This is a genomic window from Pseudomonas sp. TE21435, assembly GCF_056279265.1.
On the sequence record NZ_JBWBQZ010000001.1, the window covers coordinates 5386264 to 5404639 of the forward strand.

Here is an 18376-nt window from a genome sequence, read left to right on the forward strand (position 1 = left end):
CTGTTGTACTTCGTTGAAAAGCAGGGAGTGTGCCAAGCGGCCACTTATCGGTAGCCTTCACGGGACTCACCGCCGGAAAGCCGGCTCCCACAGGGCTGCGGGCCCGTTTGCGGCGTACCCTTGTGGTAGCCGGCTTGCCGGCGATGAGGCCGTTCGGGGCACAACAAAGGTGCAAGCCTCACCACCGTGGTGCATCAATACACATCCCGCAGGTAGCGCTTGTCCCGCCCCAACCCCTCGACATACGCCGCAGCAGTGGTCTCGTCCAGGCCGCCATGCTCCGCCACGAGCTGGCGCAAGGCCGTGTCCACATCCCGGGCCATATGCCGGGCATCGCCACACACATACACATGGGCACCCGCTTGCAGCCATTGCCACAGCTCGGCGCCGTGTTCCAGCAGGCGATGCTGCACATAGACTTTTTCCACCTGGTCACGGGAGAACGCCGTGCTCAGGCGCACATGCCCGCAAGCCTCCCAGGCCTGCAATTGTTCGCGGTAGTAGAAATCGCAGGCGGCATGCTGTTCGCCGAAGAACAGCCAGTTGCGCCCTGGGGCCCCACGTAGTTCGCGTTCTTCGAGGAAGGCGCGGAAGGGGGCGATACCGGTACCGGGGCCGATCATGACGATAGGCACCCCGTCGTCCTCGGGCAGGTGGAAATGTTTCGATGGCTGCGCAAATACCCCCACCTCCAGCGCCGCTGCCCGGTCCGCGAGGAAGCTCGAACAGACGCCCTTGCGCTGGCCATGGCGCACGATGGAGACGGTCAGGTGTACCTGGCCGGGATGAGCCCGGGGGCTGGAGCTGATCGAGTACAGGCGCGGCTGCAAGGGTTTCAGCAGCGACAACCAATTGCCCAGCGGCATGGCCTGGGGGTACTCGCGCAGCACGTCGGCCAACTGGCGGCCCCACAGCCATTCCTTGAGTTCGTCCTTGCATGCCGGCAGCAGCAGGCGTTGCAGGCCGCTGGCGTGCTGGCTGAAGACTTCGAGTTGCTGGCGGCTGACCTGGGTGATGTCCAGGTGCCGCTCAAGCGCGGTTCGCAGGGGCATTGGGGCATGGCCCTCGAGTTCGATCTCGGCCTGGCCGTCCAGCTGCATCAGCATCAGCAGCTCGTCGACCAGGCCCGGGCAATTGCGCGGCCATACGCCCAGGGCATCGCCGGGTTGATAGCGCAGGTCGCTGCCGGACAGGTCGAAGACCAGTTGGCGAGTCTCCTTGGTTGAATCCGGGCCGCTGAGGAGGCGGTTCTCCCGCAAGGTGGCAGGCCAGGGCTGGTGTTTGCCGCGGGCGGTGGCCGACGCGGTGGTGGTAGCCGTCGGGGTACTGCCAAGCTTGGGCAGCAGGGCATCGAGCCAGGCGCCGAAGGCCGCTTCGCAATCCGGCTCGCAGTCGACCCGGGCCAGCAGACGCCGGGCCCCCAGCTCGGCCAGGCGTTGGTCGAGCTTGCGACCGAAGCCGCAGAACTGGTCGTAGCTCGAATCCCCCAGGGCCAGCACGGCGTAGGGCAGCGTGGCACAGCTGGCGCCTTCTTCGTCCTGCAGGGCTCGCCAGAACGGGGCGCCGCTGTCCGGCGCATCGCCGTCGCCGAAGGTGCTGGCGATCAGCAGCAGGCTGGCGGCGCCTCGCAGTTGGGATGGGCGCACCTCCTCCATGCAACTGAGTGCGACCACCAGCCCCGCGTCGCGCAGGTGCTGGGCGCAGCGTTCGGCGAGGTGCTCGCCATTGCCGGTCTGCGAGGCCCACAGCACGTGGTGACGAGGGCTTTCGAGCGCTGCTTGCGACGCCGGCGCGGGCCGGGCGAACAGGCCGGCCAGCAGGCCGTTGACGAACAGGCGTCGCTCCGGCGCCAGGGGCGCATCGGGCGGCAGGCAAGGCATGTTTTCGGTGCGGGCCTGGCTCAGGCCGAGCAGGAAACCTTGCAGGTAATGGCGTTCTTGCTCGGCCAGGATCGGAGCCGGCAACGTCTCTAGGCCGAGCAGGCGGGACAGGGTGGCGGTGGGCATGGCGATGGGGTCCGGGGGAAGCGTCAGTTCAAGGGTGGCGATGCGCTCGCCGGCAACCCGTTCCAGGGCCACGGCACAGTGCTTGAGGGCCGGCTGCAGCGAAGTCGGGTCCACCGCGTCGCAGGTCACCGCGTTGATTGCCAGTTGCTCGCCGTACAGATCGTTCCAGTGAAACGGGGCGAAACAGTTGCCCGACAGCACCCGCTCGCTGAGTCGCGCCGGCAGCACGGCCTGGCCGCGGCGCGAGCGGATCGCCACCTGGTCCTTGTCCGCGATACCCAGGCGCCGGGCGTCGTCGGGGTGGATCTCGACAAAGGGGCCGGGCTCCAGCTTGTTGAGGCTGGGTACCTGGCCAGTCTTGGTCAGCGTGTGCCACTGGTGCTGCACGCGGCCTGTGTTGAGCACGAAGGGGAAGGCAGCGTCGGGCAGCTCCGCCGGCGGCAGCCAGGGGCGGGCGAAGAACCGGGCCTTGCCGGTGGGCGTCGGAAACACCGGCGTCTGTGGGGCGTCTGGCGCGACATAGCGCAGGGGGCTGCGAGCGTCCTTGCGCCCCGGCGTGCTTGGCCACTGCCGCGGGCCCTGGCGCAGGTCGGCATAGTCGATGCCGCGCAGGTCGTAGCCGGTGTCCGGGTTGTGGAAGCGGCGGATCTCATCGAACACCGCTTCGGCGTCGGGGTAGTCGAAGGCGTGCGCATAACCCAGGGCACAGGCGATGCGCGCGATCAGGCGCCAGTCCTCGAGGCTTTCGCCGGGCGCCTCGACGGCGCGGGGCATCAAGGTCAGGTTGCGCTCGCTGTTGATCATCACCCCTTCGCCCTCGGCCCACAATGACGCCGGCAGCAGGATGTCGGCGTAGCGGTTGGTCTCGGTGTCGAGGAAGGCGTCCTGGCTGATCACCAGCTGTGCCTGGCGCAGGCCGTCGATCACCTGCTGGCGGTTGGCGACGCTGGCCACCGGGTTGCTGCAGATGATCCAGCAGGCTTTCACCTCGCCATGCTTGAGCTGCTCGAACAGTGCCACGGTGCCTTCGCCCCCTTCGTCGCGCAGGGTGCCGGGGGGCAGTTGCCATTGCGCTTCGACGAAGGCGCGGTCGGCTGCCACCTGCGCCGAACGCTGGCCCGGCAGGCCCGGCCCCATGTAACCCATCTCGCGGCCGCCCATGGCATTGGGTTGGCCGGTCAGCGAGAACGGCCCGCTGCCGGGGCGGCAGATGGCGCCGGTGGCCAGGTGCAGGTTGCACAGGGCATTGCTATGCCAGGTGCCGTGGATGCTCTGGTTCAGGCCCATGGTCCAGCAGCTCATCCATTCGCCCGCCTCGCCGATCAGGCGGGCGGCTTCGCGGATGTCGGCCTCGGCCAGTCCGGTGATGGCCGCGACGCGTTCGGGGGGGTAGTCCGCGAGAAACGCCGGCAGTGCCTCCCAGCCTTCGGTGTGGCGGGCGATGAAGTCCGCGTCGGTGTGGCCATTGGCATGCAGCAGGTGCAGCAGGCCATTGAGCAGGGCCAGATCGGTACCCGGGCGCAGTTGCAGGAACAGGTCGGCCTTGTCGGCGGTGGCGCTGCGCCGGGGGTCGACGACGATCAGCCTGGCACCGGCCTTGAGCCGGTCGAGCAGGCGCAGGAACAGGATCGGGTGGCAGTCGGCCATGTTCGCGCCGATCACCAGGAACACTTCGGCGTGCTCGAAATCCTGATAGCTGCCGGGCGGGCCGTCGGCGCCCAGCGATTGCTTGTAGCCGCTGCCGGCACTGGCCATGCACAGGCGTGAGTTGGACTCGATATGGCGGGTGCGGATGAAGCCCTTGGCCAGTTTGTTGGCCAGGTACTGGGCCTCCAGCGACATTTGCCCGGAGACATAGAAAGCCACGGCGTCGGCGCCGTGGGTATCGATGATCGTGCGCAGGCGCCCGGCCGTCTCGGCGATGGCGGTCTGCAGCGGGCGACGGGCTGGCTGCTGGTTGCGCTGGTCACGGACGAACGCGTGAGCCATGCGCCCGGCCTCCAGCGGCACATGGGCAGTCAGCCCCTTGGTGCACAGGCGCCCGAAGTTGCTGGGGTGCTGCTTGTCGCCGCTGACTTTGACGATCTTGCCTTCGCTCACGTGCATGACGATGCCGCACCCGACTCCGCAATACGGGCAAACACTGCGCACTTCACTGCCGCTCATCACGATCTCCTGCTGACGAAACGACAAAGGCGCCGGCTGCCCGGCCTGCAAGTGGCAAGCGGGGCAACACGGCGCCTTCGTCGTGGAGGGAGGACCATCGGCGTTGATGGCCTCGATGCCTTGCCGGCAGCAAGTCCCGGGCCATATCACGACGGGGCGCGTCTCTGCGGTGTGAGTGGGCTCGCCCGGGAGGGGCGCGCGCACCGATATGGGGAACGGTGCACCAGCGGATGGCGCCAGCTGGCTTGTGGATATATGATTCGCATACGTTTCATATATAGGTAATCGCACATGGGCATCGTCAAGATCGCCGACGACCTCCACGAAGACCTGCGCGTGGCCAGCGCCGCGCTGTCGCGCTCGATCAACGCCCAGGCCGAGCACTGGATCCGCATCGGCATGCTGGCCGAGTTGCACCCGCAGGCCACCTACCAGGAACTGCTGCGCCAGTTGCTGCGCCAGGAGCAGGCCAATCTTAAGGAGCTGCTGCAATGAGCAAGGTCATCCTCAAGGACGCCGCCCAGCTCGAATTGATGCGCCGTGCCGGCCAGATGCTGGCCCGGGTGTTCGCCGACCTCGACGGTTTCATCCGCCCCGGCGTGACTACCATGCAGATCAACGACCGCGCCGAGGCCTTCATCGTCCAGACCCTCAAGGCGCGGCCGGCGAGCAAGGGCCAGTATGGTTTTCCCTTTGCCCTGAACACCTCGGTGGACCATGTGGTCTGCCATGGCATGCCCAAGGCCGACGAGGTGCTGAAGGAGGGTTCGATAGTCAACGTCGACATCACCCTGGAGCAGGGCGGCTATATCGCCGATTCGTCGAAGATGTACAGCATCGGCCAGATCGGCGAAGAGGCCCGGCGGCTGGTGGACACCACCTATGCCGCGCTGTGGAAGGGCATCGAGCAGGTGCGCCCCGGCGCGACCCTCGGTGATATCGGCCACGCCATCCAGGCCCACGCCGAGGCCGCCGGCTACAGCGTGGTGCGCGAGTATTGCGGGCACGGCATCGGCACGCAGATGCACGAGGCGCCGGAGGTGCTGCACTACGGCCAGCGTGGCACGGGCATGAAGCTGCAACCAGGGATGGTGTTCACCATCGAGCCGATGATCAACCAGGGTGGGCGCGGGACCCGCGGTTTGCGCGATGGCTGGACGGTAATTACCCGTGACCGGAGCCTGTCGGCGCAATGGGAGCACACCGTGGCGGTGACGCAGAGTGGCGTCGAGGTGCTGACCTTGCGCGAGGAGGAACGAGCGGCGCAGGGCGATGGGCAAACGCCCCTCGGAGCCATGGTCTAGGCTGAAACCTACCGGTACCGGCCCACGCCCCACTACAAATGCCGGCCCGGCAACCATTGGAGTCCCTGGGAGGTGCGCCATGAGCCTGCTGCTCGAACCCTACACCCTGCGTCAGCTGACCCTGCCCAACCGTATCGCCGTTTCCCCCATGTGCCAGTACTCCGCCGTCGACGGCCTGGCCAATGACTGGCACCTGGTGCACCTGGGCAGCCGCGCTGTCGGTGGCGCCGGCCTGGTGATCAGTGAAGCGGTCGCGGTCACCGCCGATGGGCGCATCACTGCAGAAGACCTCGGCCTGTGGAACGACGAGCAGATCCCCGCGCTGCAGCGCATCACCCGCTTCATCACCGCCCAGGGCGCCGTCCCCGGCATCCAGCTGGCCCACGCCGGACGCAAGGCCAGCACCCACAGGCCGTGGCTGGGCAAGCACGGCAGCGTCAAGCTTGAAGACGGCGGCTGGCAGCCGGTAGGACCCTCCAGGATTGCCTTCGACCCCGAGCACACCGTCCCCCATGAACTGAGCAAGGACGAGATCCAGCAGGTCGTCAGCGCGTTCGTCGCCGCCACCGAGCGGGCGTTGAAGGCCGGCTTCAAGGTCGTCGAGATCCACGCTGCCCACGGCTACCTGCTGCACCAGTTCCTCTCGCCGCTGAGCAACCAGCGCCGCGACGAGTACGGCAGCTGCTTTGAAAACCGTATCCGCCTGACCCTGCAAGTCGCCGAGGCGGTGCGCCAGGCCTGGCCACAGGAGCTGCCGCTGTTGGTGCGGGTGTCGGCCACCGACTGGGTCGAGGATGGCTGGAACCCGGACGAGACCGTGGAACTGGCCCGCCGGCTACGCGCCTTGGGCGTCGACCTGATCGACGTGTCGTCGGGAGGGACCTCGGTCAATGCAGAAATCCCCACTGGCCCCGGCTACCAGACCCGTTTCGCCGAGCGGGTGCGCAAGGAGTCGGAGATCGCCACCGGCACCGTCGGCATGATCACCGAGCCGGCCCAGGCCGAGCATATCCTGCGCACCGGCCAGGCCGATGTGATCTTCCTGGCCCGCGAACTGTTGCGCGACCCTTACTGGCCATTGCACGCCGACGACGACCTGGGCGGCAACAAGGCGACCTGGCCGGCGCAATACCAACGCGCGACAAGCCGGGCCAACCCGATCCACGAATCGGACCTGCGCGACTGACTCAGCTGCAGGCGGCCTGGCTGAGGATGTCGCTGACCCACTGGTTGATGCTCTTCTGCGCCAGCTCGGCCTTGGCCGCCACGCTGGCGTGGAGAGCAGGCTCCAGGCGCAGGCTGAGTTTGCCGGAGTAAGTTTTCTGCGGTTCACGCCCCAGGCGCCGACAGGTTTCGAGGTAGTCGTCGACAGCTTCCTCGAACGCCTGGCGCAATTCACTGATCGACTCGCCATGGAAGCCGATCACGTCGCGGATCCCGGCGACATGGCCGATCAGCAACTGGTCTTCGTCGCTGTATTCGATGCGCGCCGAGTAGCCGCGGTAATTCATCACATTCATGGTGTAACTCCTGCCTGCTCCAGGAACTGGCGGGCATCGCGCACCTGATAGGGTTTGGCGTGCCGGTCGGGGTGAGGGCGATGAAAGGTCGCAACCTCACCGTTGAGTTCGAAGCGCACACGCGAGCCTCTACCCTCGATAACCCGGGCACCGAGCGAGACCAGCAGGGACTCCAGGCGCGACCAGTCCAGCGTTCGGGGAACGGGCTTGTTGAAGACAAGTTCGAGTAACGCACGTTGACGATTATTTATGGTATCAGTCTGTGATACCAGCGCCATTGAACTCAATAGATCGGCGGTAGGGTGTAGTTCAGGCGATAGGCAGGAAAAATCGCGTTGCTTTGCAGGAAAAAAGCCGGTGGGTGTTTTGCCCCCACCGGCTAGTCATGCATCAGTGCTTGAACATCACATGGCGCACACAGGTGTAGTCCTCCAGCCCGTACATCGACATGTCCTTGCCATAGCCGGAATGCTTCTGCCCGCCGTGCGGCATCTCGCTGACCAGCATGAAATGCGTGTTGACCCAAGTGCAGCCATATTGCAGCCGTGCGGCGAGGCGGTGGGCGCGTCCGCTGTCACGGGTCCACACCGACGAGGCCAGGCCATACTCCGAGTCGTTGGCCCACTCCAGCGCCTGGGCTTCGTCGCTGAAGCGGGTGACCGACACCACCGGGCCGAACACCTCGTGGCGGACGATTTCATCGTCCTCCAGCGCATCGGCCAGCACGGTCGGGGCGAAGAAGAAGCCATCACCGGGCAGTGCCTTGCCACCGGTGACCAGGCGGATGTGCGGCTGGGCGATGGCGCGGTTCACCAGGCCGGCGACCTTGTCGCGATGCTGGGCGCTGATCAACGGGCCGAGTTCGGTGTCGGCCGCCTGCTGTGGGCCTGGCTTGATGCTCGCCACCGCCGCGCCCAAGCGTTCGACGAAGCGTTCGTAGATGCCGTCCTGCACGTACAGCCGGCAGGCGGCGGTGCAGTCCTGCCCGGCGTTGTAGAAGCCGAAGGTGCGGATGCCATCGATGGCAGCGTCGAGGTCAGCGTCGTCGAACACCAGCACCGGTGCCTTGCCGCCCAATTCCATGTGCATGCGCTTCACGCTGTCGGCGGTGGCGCCAATGATGTGCGCGCCGGTGGGGATGGAGCCGGTCAGCGACACCATGCGCACCTTGGCATGGGTGACCAATGGGTTGCCGACGGTCTGGCCACGGCCGAAAAGGATATTGAGCACGCCGGCCGGCAGCAGCTCACGGACCAGCTCACCAAGACGCAGGGCGGTCAGCGGGGTGAGCTCCGATGGCTTGATGACCACGGTGTTGCCGGCGGCCAACGCGGGGGCAATCTTCCAGGCCAGCATCATCAGCGGGTAGTTCCAAGGCGCGATGGAGGCGACCACGCCCAGCGGGTCGCGGCGGATCATCGACGTGTGCCCGGGCAGGTACTCGCCCGCCGCCAGGCCACCCAGGCAGCGTGCGGCACCGGCGAAGTAGCGGAACACATCGGCGATGGCCGGGATCTCGTCGCCGAGCGCCGCGGCATAGGGCTTGCCGCAGTTGTCCGATTCCAGCCGGGCCAGTTCCTCGGCGTGTCGTTCGATGACCTCGGCAATGGCCAGCAATGCGCTGGCGCGCTCCTTCGGCGTGCTCTGCGACCAGTGCTCGAAGGCTTGGTCGGCGGCGCGCACGGCGATGTCGACCTGGGCCTCGGTGGCCTCGTTGATCTGTGCCAGGGCACTGCCCTTGGCCGGGTCGAGCACGGTCCAGGCCGGGCCTTCGCCGTTCACCAGGTGACCGTTGATCAGCATTCGGGTTTGCATGGAGCGGTTCTCCTTGTGGTACTCGAGCGCACTGTGCCGCAGTGACGCTACAGATTAGAAGCGACTGGCCGTGGCAACAAACCGAGGAGGGCAACATTCGGATGCAAATGCGTTAAGCGAGGCTTCAGCTTGTCGGCCTACTCTGGGGCCTTCTCAACCGTGAATGTTTGCGAGGCCTGTCAGATGAACACGCGTGGTCTGCTCGATCAGCTTTTGAAAACCGGTCAATCCCTGCTGCAGAACCAGCAGGGCAAGGGCGTCAGCGACAAAGGTTCGGGGAACCTTGGCAGCCTGTTGTCCGGTGCGGGCGGTGGCGCGTTGGCAGCGGGGGCCATGGGCTTGCTGCTGGGCAACAAGAAGGCCCGCAAGTACGGCGGCAAGGCCCTGACCTACGGCGGCCTGGCCGCGCTCGGGGTGCTGGCCTACAAGGCCTATGGCAACTGGCAGGCACGCCAGGGCGCCGGCGATCAGCAGCCGCAGACGCTGGATCGCCTGCCGCCGGCCCAGGTCGAGCAACACAGCCAGGCAGTGCTGCGGGCGCTGGTGGCGGCAGCCAAGTCCGACGGCCATATCGATGACCGTGAGCGGGCCCTGATCGAAGGCGAGTTCACTCGCCTGGACAGCGACCGCGAGTTGCAGCACTGGCTGCACGCCGAACTGAACAAGCCGCTGGATCCGGCCGAAGTGGCCCGCGCCGCGCAGACGCCGGAAATGGCCGCCGAGATGTACCTGGCCAGCGTGATGATGGTCGACCAGGAGAATTTCATGGAGCGCGCCTACCTCGACGAACTGGCGCGCCAGCTGCGTCTGGACCCTGCCTTGCGCCTGGAGCTGGAGAACCAGGTCAGGCTTGCCGCGGATCAATGAGCCTGCAATTGGCCATATCAATGGGCACGGAGGCCTGAATACAGCAGCATTCAGCCGCAAATACGTAGGAAGCCTGGGCTATACTTCGGCGATTTTTCCCGCTCGTATCGAATTCCTGAGGGCTGAATGTGAAGAACTGGACCTTGCGCCAACGGATCCTGGCAAGTTTCGCCGTGATCATCGCCATCATGCTGCTGATGATCGTGGCCGCCTACTCGCGGCTGGTGGCGATCGAGTCCAGCGAGGAGGCGGTAGGGTCCGACAGCATTCCCGGGCTCTACTACAGCTCGATGATCCGCAGCGCCTGGGTCGACAGCTACGTGACCAGCCAGCAACTGGTCGGCCTGTCGAACCACCGCGAGTTCACCACGACCGATGCCGAGTTGTTCAAGAGTTTCGACGACCGTCTGAAGCAGCATATGGCCAGCTACCAGGGCACTATCCGCGACCCGGCCGACCAGGCCGCGTTCGACGATTTCACGCGCCAGGAAGAGGCTTACGTCAAGATCGTCGATCAGGTCCTGGAAACCTATCGCCAGAAGAACTACGCCGAAGCCCAGCGCTTGATCGCCGAGGTGCTGACGCCCGCCTGGAGAGAAGGGCGCCTGCATCTGAACGAAGTGATCGAGCGCAACCGGGAGTCGGCCGACAACGCCACCAATGAAATCGTCAGCGCCGTGGCCACCGCCAAAGGCAGCATGATCGTCTCGCTGCTGCTGGCAATCGTCGCCGCCGGCGTTTGCGGCCTGCTGCTGATGCGCGCGATCACCGCCCCCATGCAACGCATCGTGCATGCCCTCGACGGCCTGCGTTCGGGAGACCTGAGCATGCGCCTGAGCCTGGACCGCAAGGATGAGTTCGGCGCGATCGAGGGTGGCTTCAACGAAATGGCCGAATCCCTGGCCAACCTGGTGTCGCAAGCCCAGCGCTCGTCGGTGCAGGTGACCACCTCGGTCACCGAGATCGCCGCCACCTCCAAGCAGCAGCAGGCCACCGCCACCGAGACAGCCGCCACCACCACCGAGATCGGCGCCACCTCGCGGGAAATCGCCGCGACCTCGCGGGACCTGGTGCGCACCATGACCGAAGTCACTTCGTCGGCCGACCAGGCCTCGAGCCTTGCCGGTGCCGGCCAGCAGGGCCTGGCGCGCATGGAGGAGACCATGCACCAGGTGATGGGCGCCGCCGACCTGGTCAACGCCAAGCTGGCGATCCTCAACGAGAAGGCCAGCAATATCACGCAGATGGTGGTGACCATCGTCAAGGTTGCCGACCAGACCAACCTGCTGTCGCTCAACGCCGCCATCGAGGCAGAGAAGGCCGGTGAGTACGGTCGCGGTTTCGCCGTGGTCGCCACCGAAGTACGCCGGCTGGCCGACCAGACCGCCGTGGCCACCTATGACATCGAGCAGATGGTGCGCGAGATCCAGTCGGCGGTGTCGGCCGGGGTGATGGGCATGGACAAGTTCTCCGAGGAAGTGCGCCGCGGCATGTTCGAGGTGCAGCAAGTGGGCGAGCAGCTCAGCCAGATCATCCATCAGGTACAGGCGCTGGCGCCGCGGGTGCTGATGGTCAACGAGGGCATGCAGGCCCAGGCCACCGGCGCCGAGCAGATCAACCAGGCACTGGCCCAGCTCAGCGATGCCAGTACCCAGACCGTGGAATCGCTGCGCCAGGCCAGCTTCGCTATCGACGAACTGAGCCAGGTAGCCGCCGGGCTGCGTGGCGGTGTTTCGCGGTTCAAAGTCTGACGACGATGAACGAACCGTCCCCTCGCGAGGATCGCGAATCAGCCGGCAAGGGCGTGCTGTACCTGCAATTTCGCATCGCCGACCAGCGCTTCGCCCTGGACGTGCGTGAGGTGATCGAAGTGCTGCCGTGCCGTACCCTCAAACCCATCGCCCAGGCGCCGGGCTGGGTGGCCGGCGTGCTCGCCCACCGTGGTGCGTTGGTACCGGTGATCGACCTGTCGGCGCTGAGCTTCGGCATGCCGGCACAGTCGCGCAGCAGTACGCGGATGGTCCTGGTGCACTATCGCGCTGACCCGCGCCGTCCTGACCTGCAACTGGGGCTTGTCCTGGAGCAGGCCACCGATACGCTGCGCTGTGCCCCCGAGGAATTCCAGCCATACGGCCTGGACAATGCCGACGCGCGCTATCTCGGGCCGGTGCGCCAGGACGCCCGCGGTTTGTTGCAGCGCATCCAGGTGAATGACCTGTTGTCGGACGCGGTGCGTGAGCTGCTGTACCCCGTCGAGCCCGGGCAGGAGCCAGCATGAGCGAGCAACGTTTCTTCCGTTTCCTGCAGGAACGTATCGGGCTGGACGTGGAGTCGGTCGGCGCAGCGATGGTCGAGCGCGCACTGCGCCAGCGCTGCACGCTCGTGCAGGCTGCGGATCTCGACGACTATTGGCTGCGTTTGCAGCAGTCCAGCGATGAGCAGCAGGCCTTGATCGAGGCGGTCATCGTTCCGGAGACCTGGTTCTTCCGTTACCCCGAATCCTTCACCGCGCTGGCGGGGCTGGCGCACAAGCGTGCGGCAGAACTTGCCGGCGCACGGCCCTTGCGTATCCTCAGCCTGCCGTGCTCGACGGGCGAGGAGCCCTACTCGATCGCCATGGCCTTGCTCGACGGTGGCCTGAGCCCGGGCGCTTTCCGCGTCGATGGCATTGATATCAGCCCCAGTTCGGTGGCCAAGGGCGAGCAGGCGCTTTATGGGCGCAACTCCTTCCGCGGCAGCGAGCTGGCCTTTCGCGAGCGGCACTTCAGCCCAAGCGGCGATACCCATCGCCTGGATGAGCGGGTGCGCCAGCAAGTCAGCCTGCAGGCGGGCAACGTGCTCGACCCGGCGCTCAAGGCGCGTGAAGGGTTGTACGATTTTGTGTTCTGCCGCAACTTGCTGATCTACTTCGATGTTCCGACCCAGCAGCGGGTGTTCGAGGTACTCAAGCGCCTGATCCACGCCCAGGGCGTGCTGTTCATCGGCCCCGCCGAGGGCAGCCTGCTGGCGCGCCTGGGCATGCGCCCGCTGGGGATTGCCCAGTCATTCGCCTATGTGCGCCAGGATGATGCCCCACCGCCTGTTGCCAAGCCGTTGCCGGTTGCGCGCCAACCGGTCGCGCCGCCGCCGCCGCGTCTCGTGGCACTGCCGCCCCGAGCCGCCAGGTCGAGCGCCGTGCCAGCGGCGCCGGTCCCGGCGCAGGGCGAAGCGCAGTTGCTGGCCCTCATTGCCCGGCAGGCCAATGCCGGTGAAAACCAGCAGGCCAGGGCGGACTGCGAACGCTATCTGCGCCAGTTCGCCCCCAAGGCGCAGGTCTATTACTGGCTGGGGTTGCTCAGTGACACCGAAGGCGATGCCGCGCAGGCCATCACCCATTATCGCAAGGCGCTCTACCTCGAGCCGCAGCACCCTGAGGCACTGATGCACCTGGCCATGCTGCTGGCCGCGCAGGGGGACGATGCCGGTGCCCGGCGCCTGCAGGAGCGTGCCGCCCGAGCTGGCAGGGAGTCTGAACGATGAGCGGCGGATACCATATGCAACTGATCGCCAATGACGACCAGCCTATCGATGATTGCTGGAACCGCATCGGCGTGCATGGCGACAAGCAGTGCCCGTTGCTGGAGCGGCATGTGCACTGCCGCAATTGCGAGGTGTATGCCGACGCGGCCACGCGCCTGCTGGACCGCTATGCGCTGGTCCAGGACGAGCAGGTCGAAACGGCCATCGTGGAGGAATGCGCGGTCGGCCGCTCGATGCTGCTGTTCCGCCTGGGCGAGGAGTGGCTGGCCCTGGCCACCGCCTGCCTGGCCGAGATCGCCCCGGCGCAGCCGGTGCACTCGTTGCCGCACCAGCGCTCGCGTGTGCTGCAGGGCGTCGCCAATGTGCGCGGTGCGCTGGTGCCTTGCCTGTCGCTCGCCGACCTGCTGGGCGTGCCGACGCAGGTGGGCGCGGAGCGCACCGGGCGGAGCATGCCGCGCATGCTGATCCTGGCGGCCGAGGGCGGGCCGGTGGTGGTGCCGGTGGACGAGATCGACGGCATCCATCGTCTTGACCTTGCGGGCCAGGACAACGGCCGTGATGCGGCGCATTTCACCGCTGCCGTGTTGCAGTGGCGAGGGCGCAGCGTGCGAGTGCTGGATGAACAACACCTGATGTCAGCCGTGAAGCGGAGCCTGTCATGACCCCGGAGCAAATGCGCGATGCGTCGCTGCTCGAGCTGTTCAGCCTGGAGGCCGAGGCCCAGACCCAGGTGCTCAGCGCCGGCTTGATGGCGCTGGAGCGCAACCCTGCGCAACCCGATCAACTCGAGGCCTGCATGCGTGCGGCGCACTCGCTCAAGGGGGCGGCGCGCATTGTCGGCATCGATGCCGGGGTCAGCGTCGCCCACGTCATGGAAGACTGTCTGGTGGCCGCTCAGGAGGGCCGCCTGCTGCTGCGCCCGGAGCATATCGACGCCTTGTTGCAAGGTACCGATTTGTTGATGCGTATCGCGACCCCTGGAGATCAGGGCGGCGAAGCCGCCGTGGCGGTGTTCCTGGCACAGATGACAACACTGCTCGACCCTTCGGCGCCCGTGTCGGTGATCGCGCAGGCTGGCGTTCCAAGCGCGCCGCCCGCTGCCATGCCAGCGCGGCCAGAACCCGAGCCAACGCTCCAGGCCCCCACGGAGCCTGAACCGGAAGCTGAGCCCGTGCCTGCCCGCAAGGCCGGCAAGCGCGGTGGCGAGGGGGGAGAGCGGGTATTGCGGGTGACCGCCGACCGTCTGAACAGCCTGCTGGACCTGTCGAGCAAGTCGCTGGTCGAGACCCAGCGGCTGAAACCCTACCTGGCCACCTTGCAGCGCCTGAAGCGCATGCATGGCCAGGGCATGCGCGGCCTCGATGGCCTGAAGGCCCAGCTGGAAGAGAGCGGGCAGGGGCCGGAGGTGCTGGAAGCGCTGGCCCAGACCCAGCAGTTGCTGGCTGAAACCCAGCAGATCCTCTTGCAGCAGGCGGCCGATCTCGACGAATTCGGTTGGCAGGCCAGCCAGCGCGCGCAACTGCTGTACGACACGGCGCTGGCCTGTCGCATGCGTCCGTTCGCCGATGTGCTCACCGGCCAGAGCCGGATGGTCCGCGACCTCGGGCGCTCGCTGGACAAGCCGGTGCGCCTGTTGATCGAGGGCGAGAAGACCCAGGTCGACCGTGACGTGCTGGAAAAGCTCGAGGCACCGCTGACGCACTTGCTGCGCAACGCGGTCGATCATGGCATCGAACTGCCCGAGCAGCGCTTGCTGGCCGGCAAACCGAGCGAGGGCACCGTGCGCCTGCGCGCCTCGCACCAGGCCGGGCTGCTGATCCTCGAACTGTCTGACGACGGTGCCGGCATCGATCTGCAGCGCTTGCGCGAGAGTATCGTCGAGCGCGCATTGTCACCGGCCGAGACGGTGGCGCAGATGAGCGAGGCCGAGCTGCTGACATTCCTGTTCCTGCCGGGTTTCAGCCTGCGCGACACGGTCACCGAAGTGTCCGGGCGCGGTGTCGGCCTGGATGCGGTGCAGCACATGGTCCGTGAGCTGCGCGGCTCCATCGAGTTGACTCAGGTGGCTGGCCAGGGATGTTGCTTCCATGTGGAAGTGCCGTTGACCTTGTCGGTGGTTCGCAGCCTGGTCGTCGAGGTGGGCGGCGAGGCCTACGCCTTTCCGCTGGCGCATATCGAGCGCACCGTCGACGTGGCGGCCGAGGCCATCGTGCAGATCGAAGGGCGGCAGCACTTCTGGCACGAAGGGCGACACATCGGCCTGGTGGCCGCCAGCCAGCTTCTCAACCGGCCGGCGGCCCAGGGCGACGAACAGAGCCTGCGGGTGGTGGTGATCCGCGAGCGCGAGCAGCTCTATGGGGTGGCCGTCGAGCGGCTGATCGGCGAACGGGTGCTGGTGGTGATGCCGTTGGATCCCCGCCTGGGCAAAGTCCAGGATATCTCCGCCGGGGCCTTGCTCGACGACGGTTCGGTGGTGCTCATCGTCGATGTCGAGGACTTGCTGCGCTCGGTGGACAAGCTGCTCAGCACCGGCCGCCTGGAGCGTATCGAGCGCGGTGGGCGGGGCGCCAAGGGTGCGGTGCGCAAGCGCATCCTGGTGGTCGACGACTCGCTCACCGTGCGCGAGCTGCAACGCAAGCTGCTGGGCCACCGCGGCTACGAAGTGGCGGTGGCCGTGGATGGCATGGACGGCTGGAACGCGCTGCGCAGCGATGATTTCGACCTGTTGATCACCGACATCGACATGCCGCGCATGGACGGGATCGAGCTGGTCACCCTGGTGCGGCGCGACAACCGCCTGCAATCGCTGCCGGTGATGGTGGTGTCCTACAAGGATCGCGAAGAAGACCGGCGTCGTGGACTGGATGCCGGTGCCGACTATTATTTGGCCAAGGCCAGCTTCCATGACGATGCGTTGCTGGATGCGGTCGTGGAGCTGATCGGAGGTGCCCAGGGATGAGAATCGCCATTGTCAACGACATGCCCATGGCCGTCGAGGCCCTGCGCCGGGCGTTGGCATTCGAGCCCGCGCACCAGGTGATCTGGGTCGCCGGCAACGGCGCCGAGGCGGTGCGCCTGTGCGCCGAGCAGACGCCGGACCTGATCCTCATGGACCTGATCATGCCGGTCATGGACGGCGTGGAAGCGACCCGGCGCATCATGGCCGAAACCCCCTGCGCCATCGTCATCGTCACCGTGGATCGCAAACAGAATGTGCACCGGGTGTTCGAGGCCATGGGCCATGGCGCCCTGGATGTGGTCGACACTCCGGCATTGGGCGCGGGCGATGCACGCGAGGCAGCCGCGCCACTGCTGCGCAAGATCCTCAATATCGGCTGGCTGATCGGCCAGCAGCGGCCCAGCGCGCCTCGGGCGGTTAGCGTGCCGCTGCGCGAGGCCTCGCAGCGCCGCGCACTGGTGGCCATCGGCTCGTCCGCGGGTGGGCCGGCCGCCCTGGAAGTACTGCTCAAGGGGCTGCCGCGCAGTTTTCCGGCGGCCATCGTGCTGGTCCAGCATGTTGACCAGGTATTCGCCGCGGGCATGGCCGAGTGGCTCAGCAGCGCCTCCGGCCTGCCGGTGCGCCTGGCCCGCGAGGGTGAGCCGCCGCAGCCGGGGCAGGTGCTGCTGGCCGGCACCAACCACCATATCCGCCTCCTTAAGAATGGCGAGCTGGCCTACACTGCCGAGCCTGTCAACGAAATCTACCGGCCCTCGATCGATGTGTTCTTCGAGAGCGTGGCGCGCTGCTGGTCCGGCGATGCGGTGGGCGTGCTGCTTACCGGCATGGGGCGCGACGGCGCCCAAGGCCTGAAACTGATGCGCCAGCAGGGTTTCCTGACCATCGCCCAGGACCAGCAGAGCAGCGCGGTGTACGGCATGCCCAAGGCCGCCGCGGCGATCGACGCGGCGGTGGAAATACGTCCGCTGGAGCGAATCGCCGGACGACTGATGGAAATCTTTCCGAAATGACGATATGTATTGAGTCGCGCCGCGTGGCCGGCAGTGGACGGGTGATTACGCATGAATGATCTACCGATCGAAGGTTTCACGACCATCAACGAAAGTGCGGCGATGGTCCTGCTGGTCGACGATCAGGCCATGATCGGCGAAGCGGTGCGCCGTGGCCTCGCCCACGAAGAGAACATCGACTTCCACTTCTGTGCCGACCCGCACCAGGCGGTGGCCCAGGCCATGCGCATCAAGCCCACGGTGATCCTCCAGGACCTGATCATGCCGGGCCTCGATGGCCTGACCCTGGTGCGCGAGTACCGCAACAATCCGACCACCCAGGACATTCCGATCATCGTCCTGTCGACCAAGGAGGACCCGCTGGTCAAAAGCGCGGCCTTCGCCGCCGGGGCCAACGACTACCTGGTCAAGTTGCCGGACACCATCGAGCTGGTGGCGCGTATCCGCTACCACTCGCGCTCCTACCTCACCCTGTTGCAGCGCGACGAGGCCTACCGAGCGCTGCGCGTGAGCCAGCAGCAGTTGCTCGACACCAACCTGATGCTGCAGCGGCTGATGAACTCGGACGGCCTGACCGGGTTGTCCAACCGCCGTCACTTCGACGAGTACCTGGAGCTGGAATGGCGCCGGGCGATTCGCGAGCAGCAGCAGTTGTCGCTGCTGATGATCGACGTCGACTATTTCAAGGCGTTCAACGACAGTTTCGGCCACCTGGCCGGCGACGAGGCCTTGCGCAAGGTGGCCGAGGCCATTCGTGGCTGCTGCTCGCGTCCTACCGACCTGCCGGCGCGTTATGGCGGCGAGGAATTCGCCCTGGTGCTGCCCAACACCTCGCCCGGTGGCGCGCGCCTGGTGGCCGAAAAACTGCGCCAGACCATCATGGGCCTGAAGATCGCCCATACCGTGCCCGAGGCGGCGTCGCACCTGACCGTGAGCATCGGCCTGGCGACCCTGACCCCGAGTGTCGGCAGCCATTGCCGGCAGCTGATCTCGGCGGCGGACAAGGGGCTGTACCTGGCCAAGAACAGTGGGCGCAATCAGGTCGGGATCGCCTGAGTCAGTTCCTGAAAGGGCAACGGTGTTTTCTGTGGGAGCCGGCTTGCCGGCGAGAGGCCGCGACAGCAATCGCAAGACTGGAGCCTCACCTGCAAAAGCGTGCTACGACTCGTGAAACAGCGTGAATACTGGCCAAAGGCTGCCTGTGCGACCA

15 protein-coding genes are annotated in these 18376 nt (G+C 66.4%); 11 read left to right on the forward strand and 4 right to left on the reverse strand.

Annotated elements, in window-relative coordinates:
• Positions 1-194 precede the first annotated feature (194 nt).
• Entirely contained in the window at positions 195-4172 is a 3978-nt protein-coding gene (locus tag ACZ9C1_RS24405; protein WP_476254460.1) for a molybdopterin-dependent oxidoreductase, read from the reverse strand.
• Positions 4173-4463: 291 nt separating this feature from the next.
• Here ACZ9C1_RS24405 and ACZ9C1_RS24410 point away from each other — a divergent pair, with 291 nt between their 5' ends.
• The 3 genes from ACZ9C1_RS24410 (at position 4464) to ACZ9C1_RS24420 (ending at position 6662) form a co-directional block, all read left to right on the forward strand.
• A complete protein-coding gene (locus ACZ9C1_RS24410) occupies positions 4464-4667 on the forward strand; it encodes a ParD-like family protein (protein WP_046856862.1) in 204 nt (67 codons plus the stop codon).
• Entirely contained in the window at positions 4664-5476 is an 813-nt protein-coding gene (map, locus tag ACZ9C1_RS24415; protein ID WP_111531746.1) for a type I methionyl aminopeptidase, read from the forward strand. Before ACZ9C1_RS24410 ends, map begins: the two co-directional genes overlap by 4 nt.
• A gap of 79 nt (positions 5477-5555) precedes the next feature.
• The gene (locus tag ACZ9C1_RS24420; protein ID WP_111531747.1) at positions 5556-6662 is read left to right on the forward strand and encodes an NADH:flavin oxidoreductase/NADH oxidase; all 1107 of its coding nucleotides are present in this window, start codon (positions 5556-5558) and stop codon (positions 6660-6662) included.
• Between the two features lies 1 nt (position 6663).
• Here ACZ9C1_RS24420 and ACZ9C1_RS24425 read toward each other — a convergent pair whose 3' ends face one another.
• From ACZ9C1_RS24425 to ACZ9C1_RS24435, 3 genes are all read right to left on the reverse strand, one after another.
• Positions 6664-6996: a type II toxin-antitoxin system HicB family antitoxin gene (locus ACZ9C1_RS24425; protein WP_102681598.1), complete on the reverse strand. Its 333-nt coding sequence runs from the start codon at positions 6994-6996 to the stop codon at positions 6664-6666.
• Entirely contained in the window at positions 6993-7247 is a 255-nt protein-coding gene (locus ACZ9C1_RS24430; protein WP_102681724.1) for a type II toxin-antitoxin system HicA family toxin, read from the reverse strand. The genes ACZ9C1_RS24425 and ACZ9C1_RS24430 overlap by 4 nt, the downstream gene beginning before the upstream one ends.
• A 139-nt stretch (positions 7248-7386) precedes the next feature.
• Positions 7387-8811 carry a gamma-aminobutyraldehyde dehydrogenase gene (locus ACZ9C1_RS24435; RefSeq protein ID WP_476254461.1) on the reverse strand — a complete coding sequence of 475 codons (1425 nt, stop codon included), beginning with the start codon at positions 8809-8811 and terminating at the stop codon, positions 7387-7389.
• A 183-nt stretch (positions 8812-8994) separates the two neighbouring features.
• Here ACZ9C1_RS24435 and ACZ9C1_RS24440 point away from each other — a divergent pair, with 183 nt between their 5' ends.
• The 8 genes from ACZ9C1_RS24440 to ACZ9C1_RS24475 all read left to right on the forward strand — a co-directional run bounded on the left by ACZ9C1_RS24440 (position 8995) and on the right by ACZ9C1_RS24475 (position 18222).
• The gene (locus tag ACZ9C1_RS24440; RefSeq protein ID WP_110697738.1) at positions 8995-9678 is read left to right on the forward strand and encodes a tellurite resistance TerB family protein; all 684 of its coding nucleotides are present in this window, start codon (positions 8995-8997) and stop codon (positions 9676-9678) included.
• Between the two features lie 128 nt (positions 9679-9806).
• Entirely contained in the window at positions 9807-11429 is a 1623-nt protein-coding gene (locus tag ACZ9C1_RS24445; protein ID WP_038705554.1) for a methyl-accepting chemotaxis protein, read from the forward strand.
• A 5-nt stretch (positions 11430-11434) separates the two neighbouring features.
• Entirely contained in the window at positions 11435-11956 is a 522-nt protein-coding gene (locus ACZ9C1_RS24450) for a chemotaxis protein CheW (RefSeq protein WP_102681601.1), read from the forward strand.
• On the forward strand, positions 11953-13197 hold the full coding sequence (locus ACZ9C1_RS24455) for a CheR family methyltransferase (protein ID WP_102681602.1): 1245 nt from the start codon (positions 11953-11955) through the stop codon (positions 13195-13197). The genes ACZ9C1_RS24450 and ACZ9C1_RS24455 overlap by 4 nt, the downstream gene beginning before the upstream one ends.
• A complete protein-coding gene (locus tag ACZ9C1_RS24460) occupies positions 13194-13859 on the forward strand; it encodes a chemotaxis protein CheW (RefSeq protein ID WP_277503064.1) in 666 nt (221 codons plus the stop codon). The genes ACZ9C1_RS24455 and ACZ9C1_RS24460 overlap by 4 nt, the downstream gene beginning before the upstream one ends.
• A complete protein-coding gene (locus ACZ9C1_RS24465) occupies positions 13856-16156 on the forward strand; it encodes a response regulator (protein WP_476254462.1) in 2301 nt (766 codons plus the stop codon). Before ACZ9C1_RS24460 ends, ACZ9C1_RS24465 begins: the two co-directional genes overlap by 4 nt.
• Positions 16153-17166: a chemotaxis response regulator protein-glutamate methylesterase gene (cheB, locus tag ACZ9C1_RS24470; protein ID WP_038705558.1), complete on the forward strand. Its 1014-nt coding sequence runs from the start codon at positions 16153-16155 to the stop codon at positions 17164-17166. The genes ACZ9C1_RS24465 and cheB overlap by 4 nt, the downstream gene beginning before the upstream one ends.
• 51 nt (positions 17167-17217) lie before the next feature.
• Positions 17218-18222: a response regulator gene (locus ACZ9C1_RS24475; RefSeq protein WP_102681604.1), complete on the forward strand. Its 1005-nt coding sequence runs from the start codon at positions 17218-17220 to the stop codon at positions 18220-18222.
• Positions 18223-18376: the final 154 nt, after the last annotated feature.

What these genes read in the sequence shown, in the direction of transcription:
- ACZ9C1_RS24465 (WP_476254462.1), top strand. Translation starts at nt 13,856, where the DNA reads ATGACCCCGGAGCAAATGCGCGATGCGTCGCTGCTCGAGCTGTTCAGC.
- ACZ9C1_RS24420 (WP_111531747.1), top strand. Translation starts at nt 5,556, where the DNA reads ATGAGCCTGCTGCTCGAACCCTACACCCTGCGTCAGCTGACCCTGCCC.
- ACZ9C1_RS24440 (WP_110697738.1), top strand. Translation starts at nt 8,995, where the DNA reads ATGAACACGCGTGGTCTGCTCGATCAGCTTTTGAAAACCGGTCAATCC.
- map (WP_111531746.1), top strand. Translation starts at nt 4,664, where the DNA reads ATGAGCAAGGTCATCCTCAAGGACGCCGCCCAGCTCGAATTGATGCGC.
- ACZ9C1_RS24405 (WP_476254460.1), bottom strand. Translation starts at nt 4,172, where the DNA reads ATGAGCGGCAGTGAAGTGCGCAGTGTTTGCCCGTATTGCGGAGTCGGG.
- ACZ9C1_RS24475 (WP_102681604.1), top strand. Translation starts at nt 17,218, where the DNA reads ATGAATGATCTACCGATCGAAGGTTTCACGACCATCAACGAAAGTGCG.
- ACZ9C1_RS24455 (WP_102681602.1), top strand. Translation starts at nt 11,953, where the DNA reads ATGAGCGAGCAACGTTTCTTCCGTTTCCTGCAGGAACGTATCGGGCTG.
- ACZ9C1_RS24425 (WP_102681598.1), bottom strand. Translation starts at nt 6,996, where the DNA reads ATGAATGTGATGAATTACCGCGGCTACTCGGCGCGCATCGAATACAGC.
- ACZ9C1_RS24410 (WP_046856862.1), top strand. Translation starts at nt 4,464, where the DNA reads ATGGGCATCGTCAAGATCGCCGACGACCTCCACGAAGACCTGCGCGTG.
- cheB (WP_038705558.1), top strand. Translation starts at nt 16,153, where the DNA reads ATGAGAATCGCCATTGTCAACGACATGCCCATGGCCGTCGAGGCCCTG.
- ACZ9C1_RS24435 (WP_476254461.1), bottom strand. Translation starts at nt 8,811, where the DNA reads ATGCAAACCCGAATGCTGATCAACGGTCACCTGGTGAACGGCGAAGGC.
- ACZ9C1_RS24450 (WP_102681601.1), top strand. Translation starts at nt 11,435, where the DNA reads ATGAACGAACCGTCCCCTCGCGAGGATCGCGAATCAGCCGGCAAGGGC.
- ACZ9C1_RS24460 (WP_277503064.1), top strand. Translation starts at nt 13,194, where the DNA reads ATGAGCGGCGGATACCATATGCAACTGATCGCCAATGACGACCAGCCT.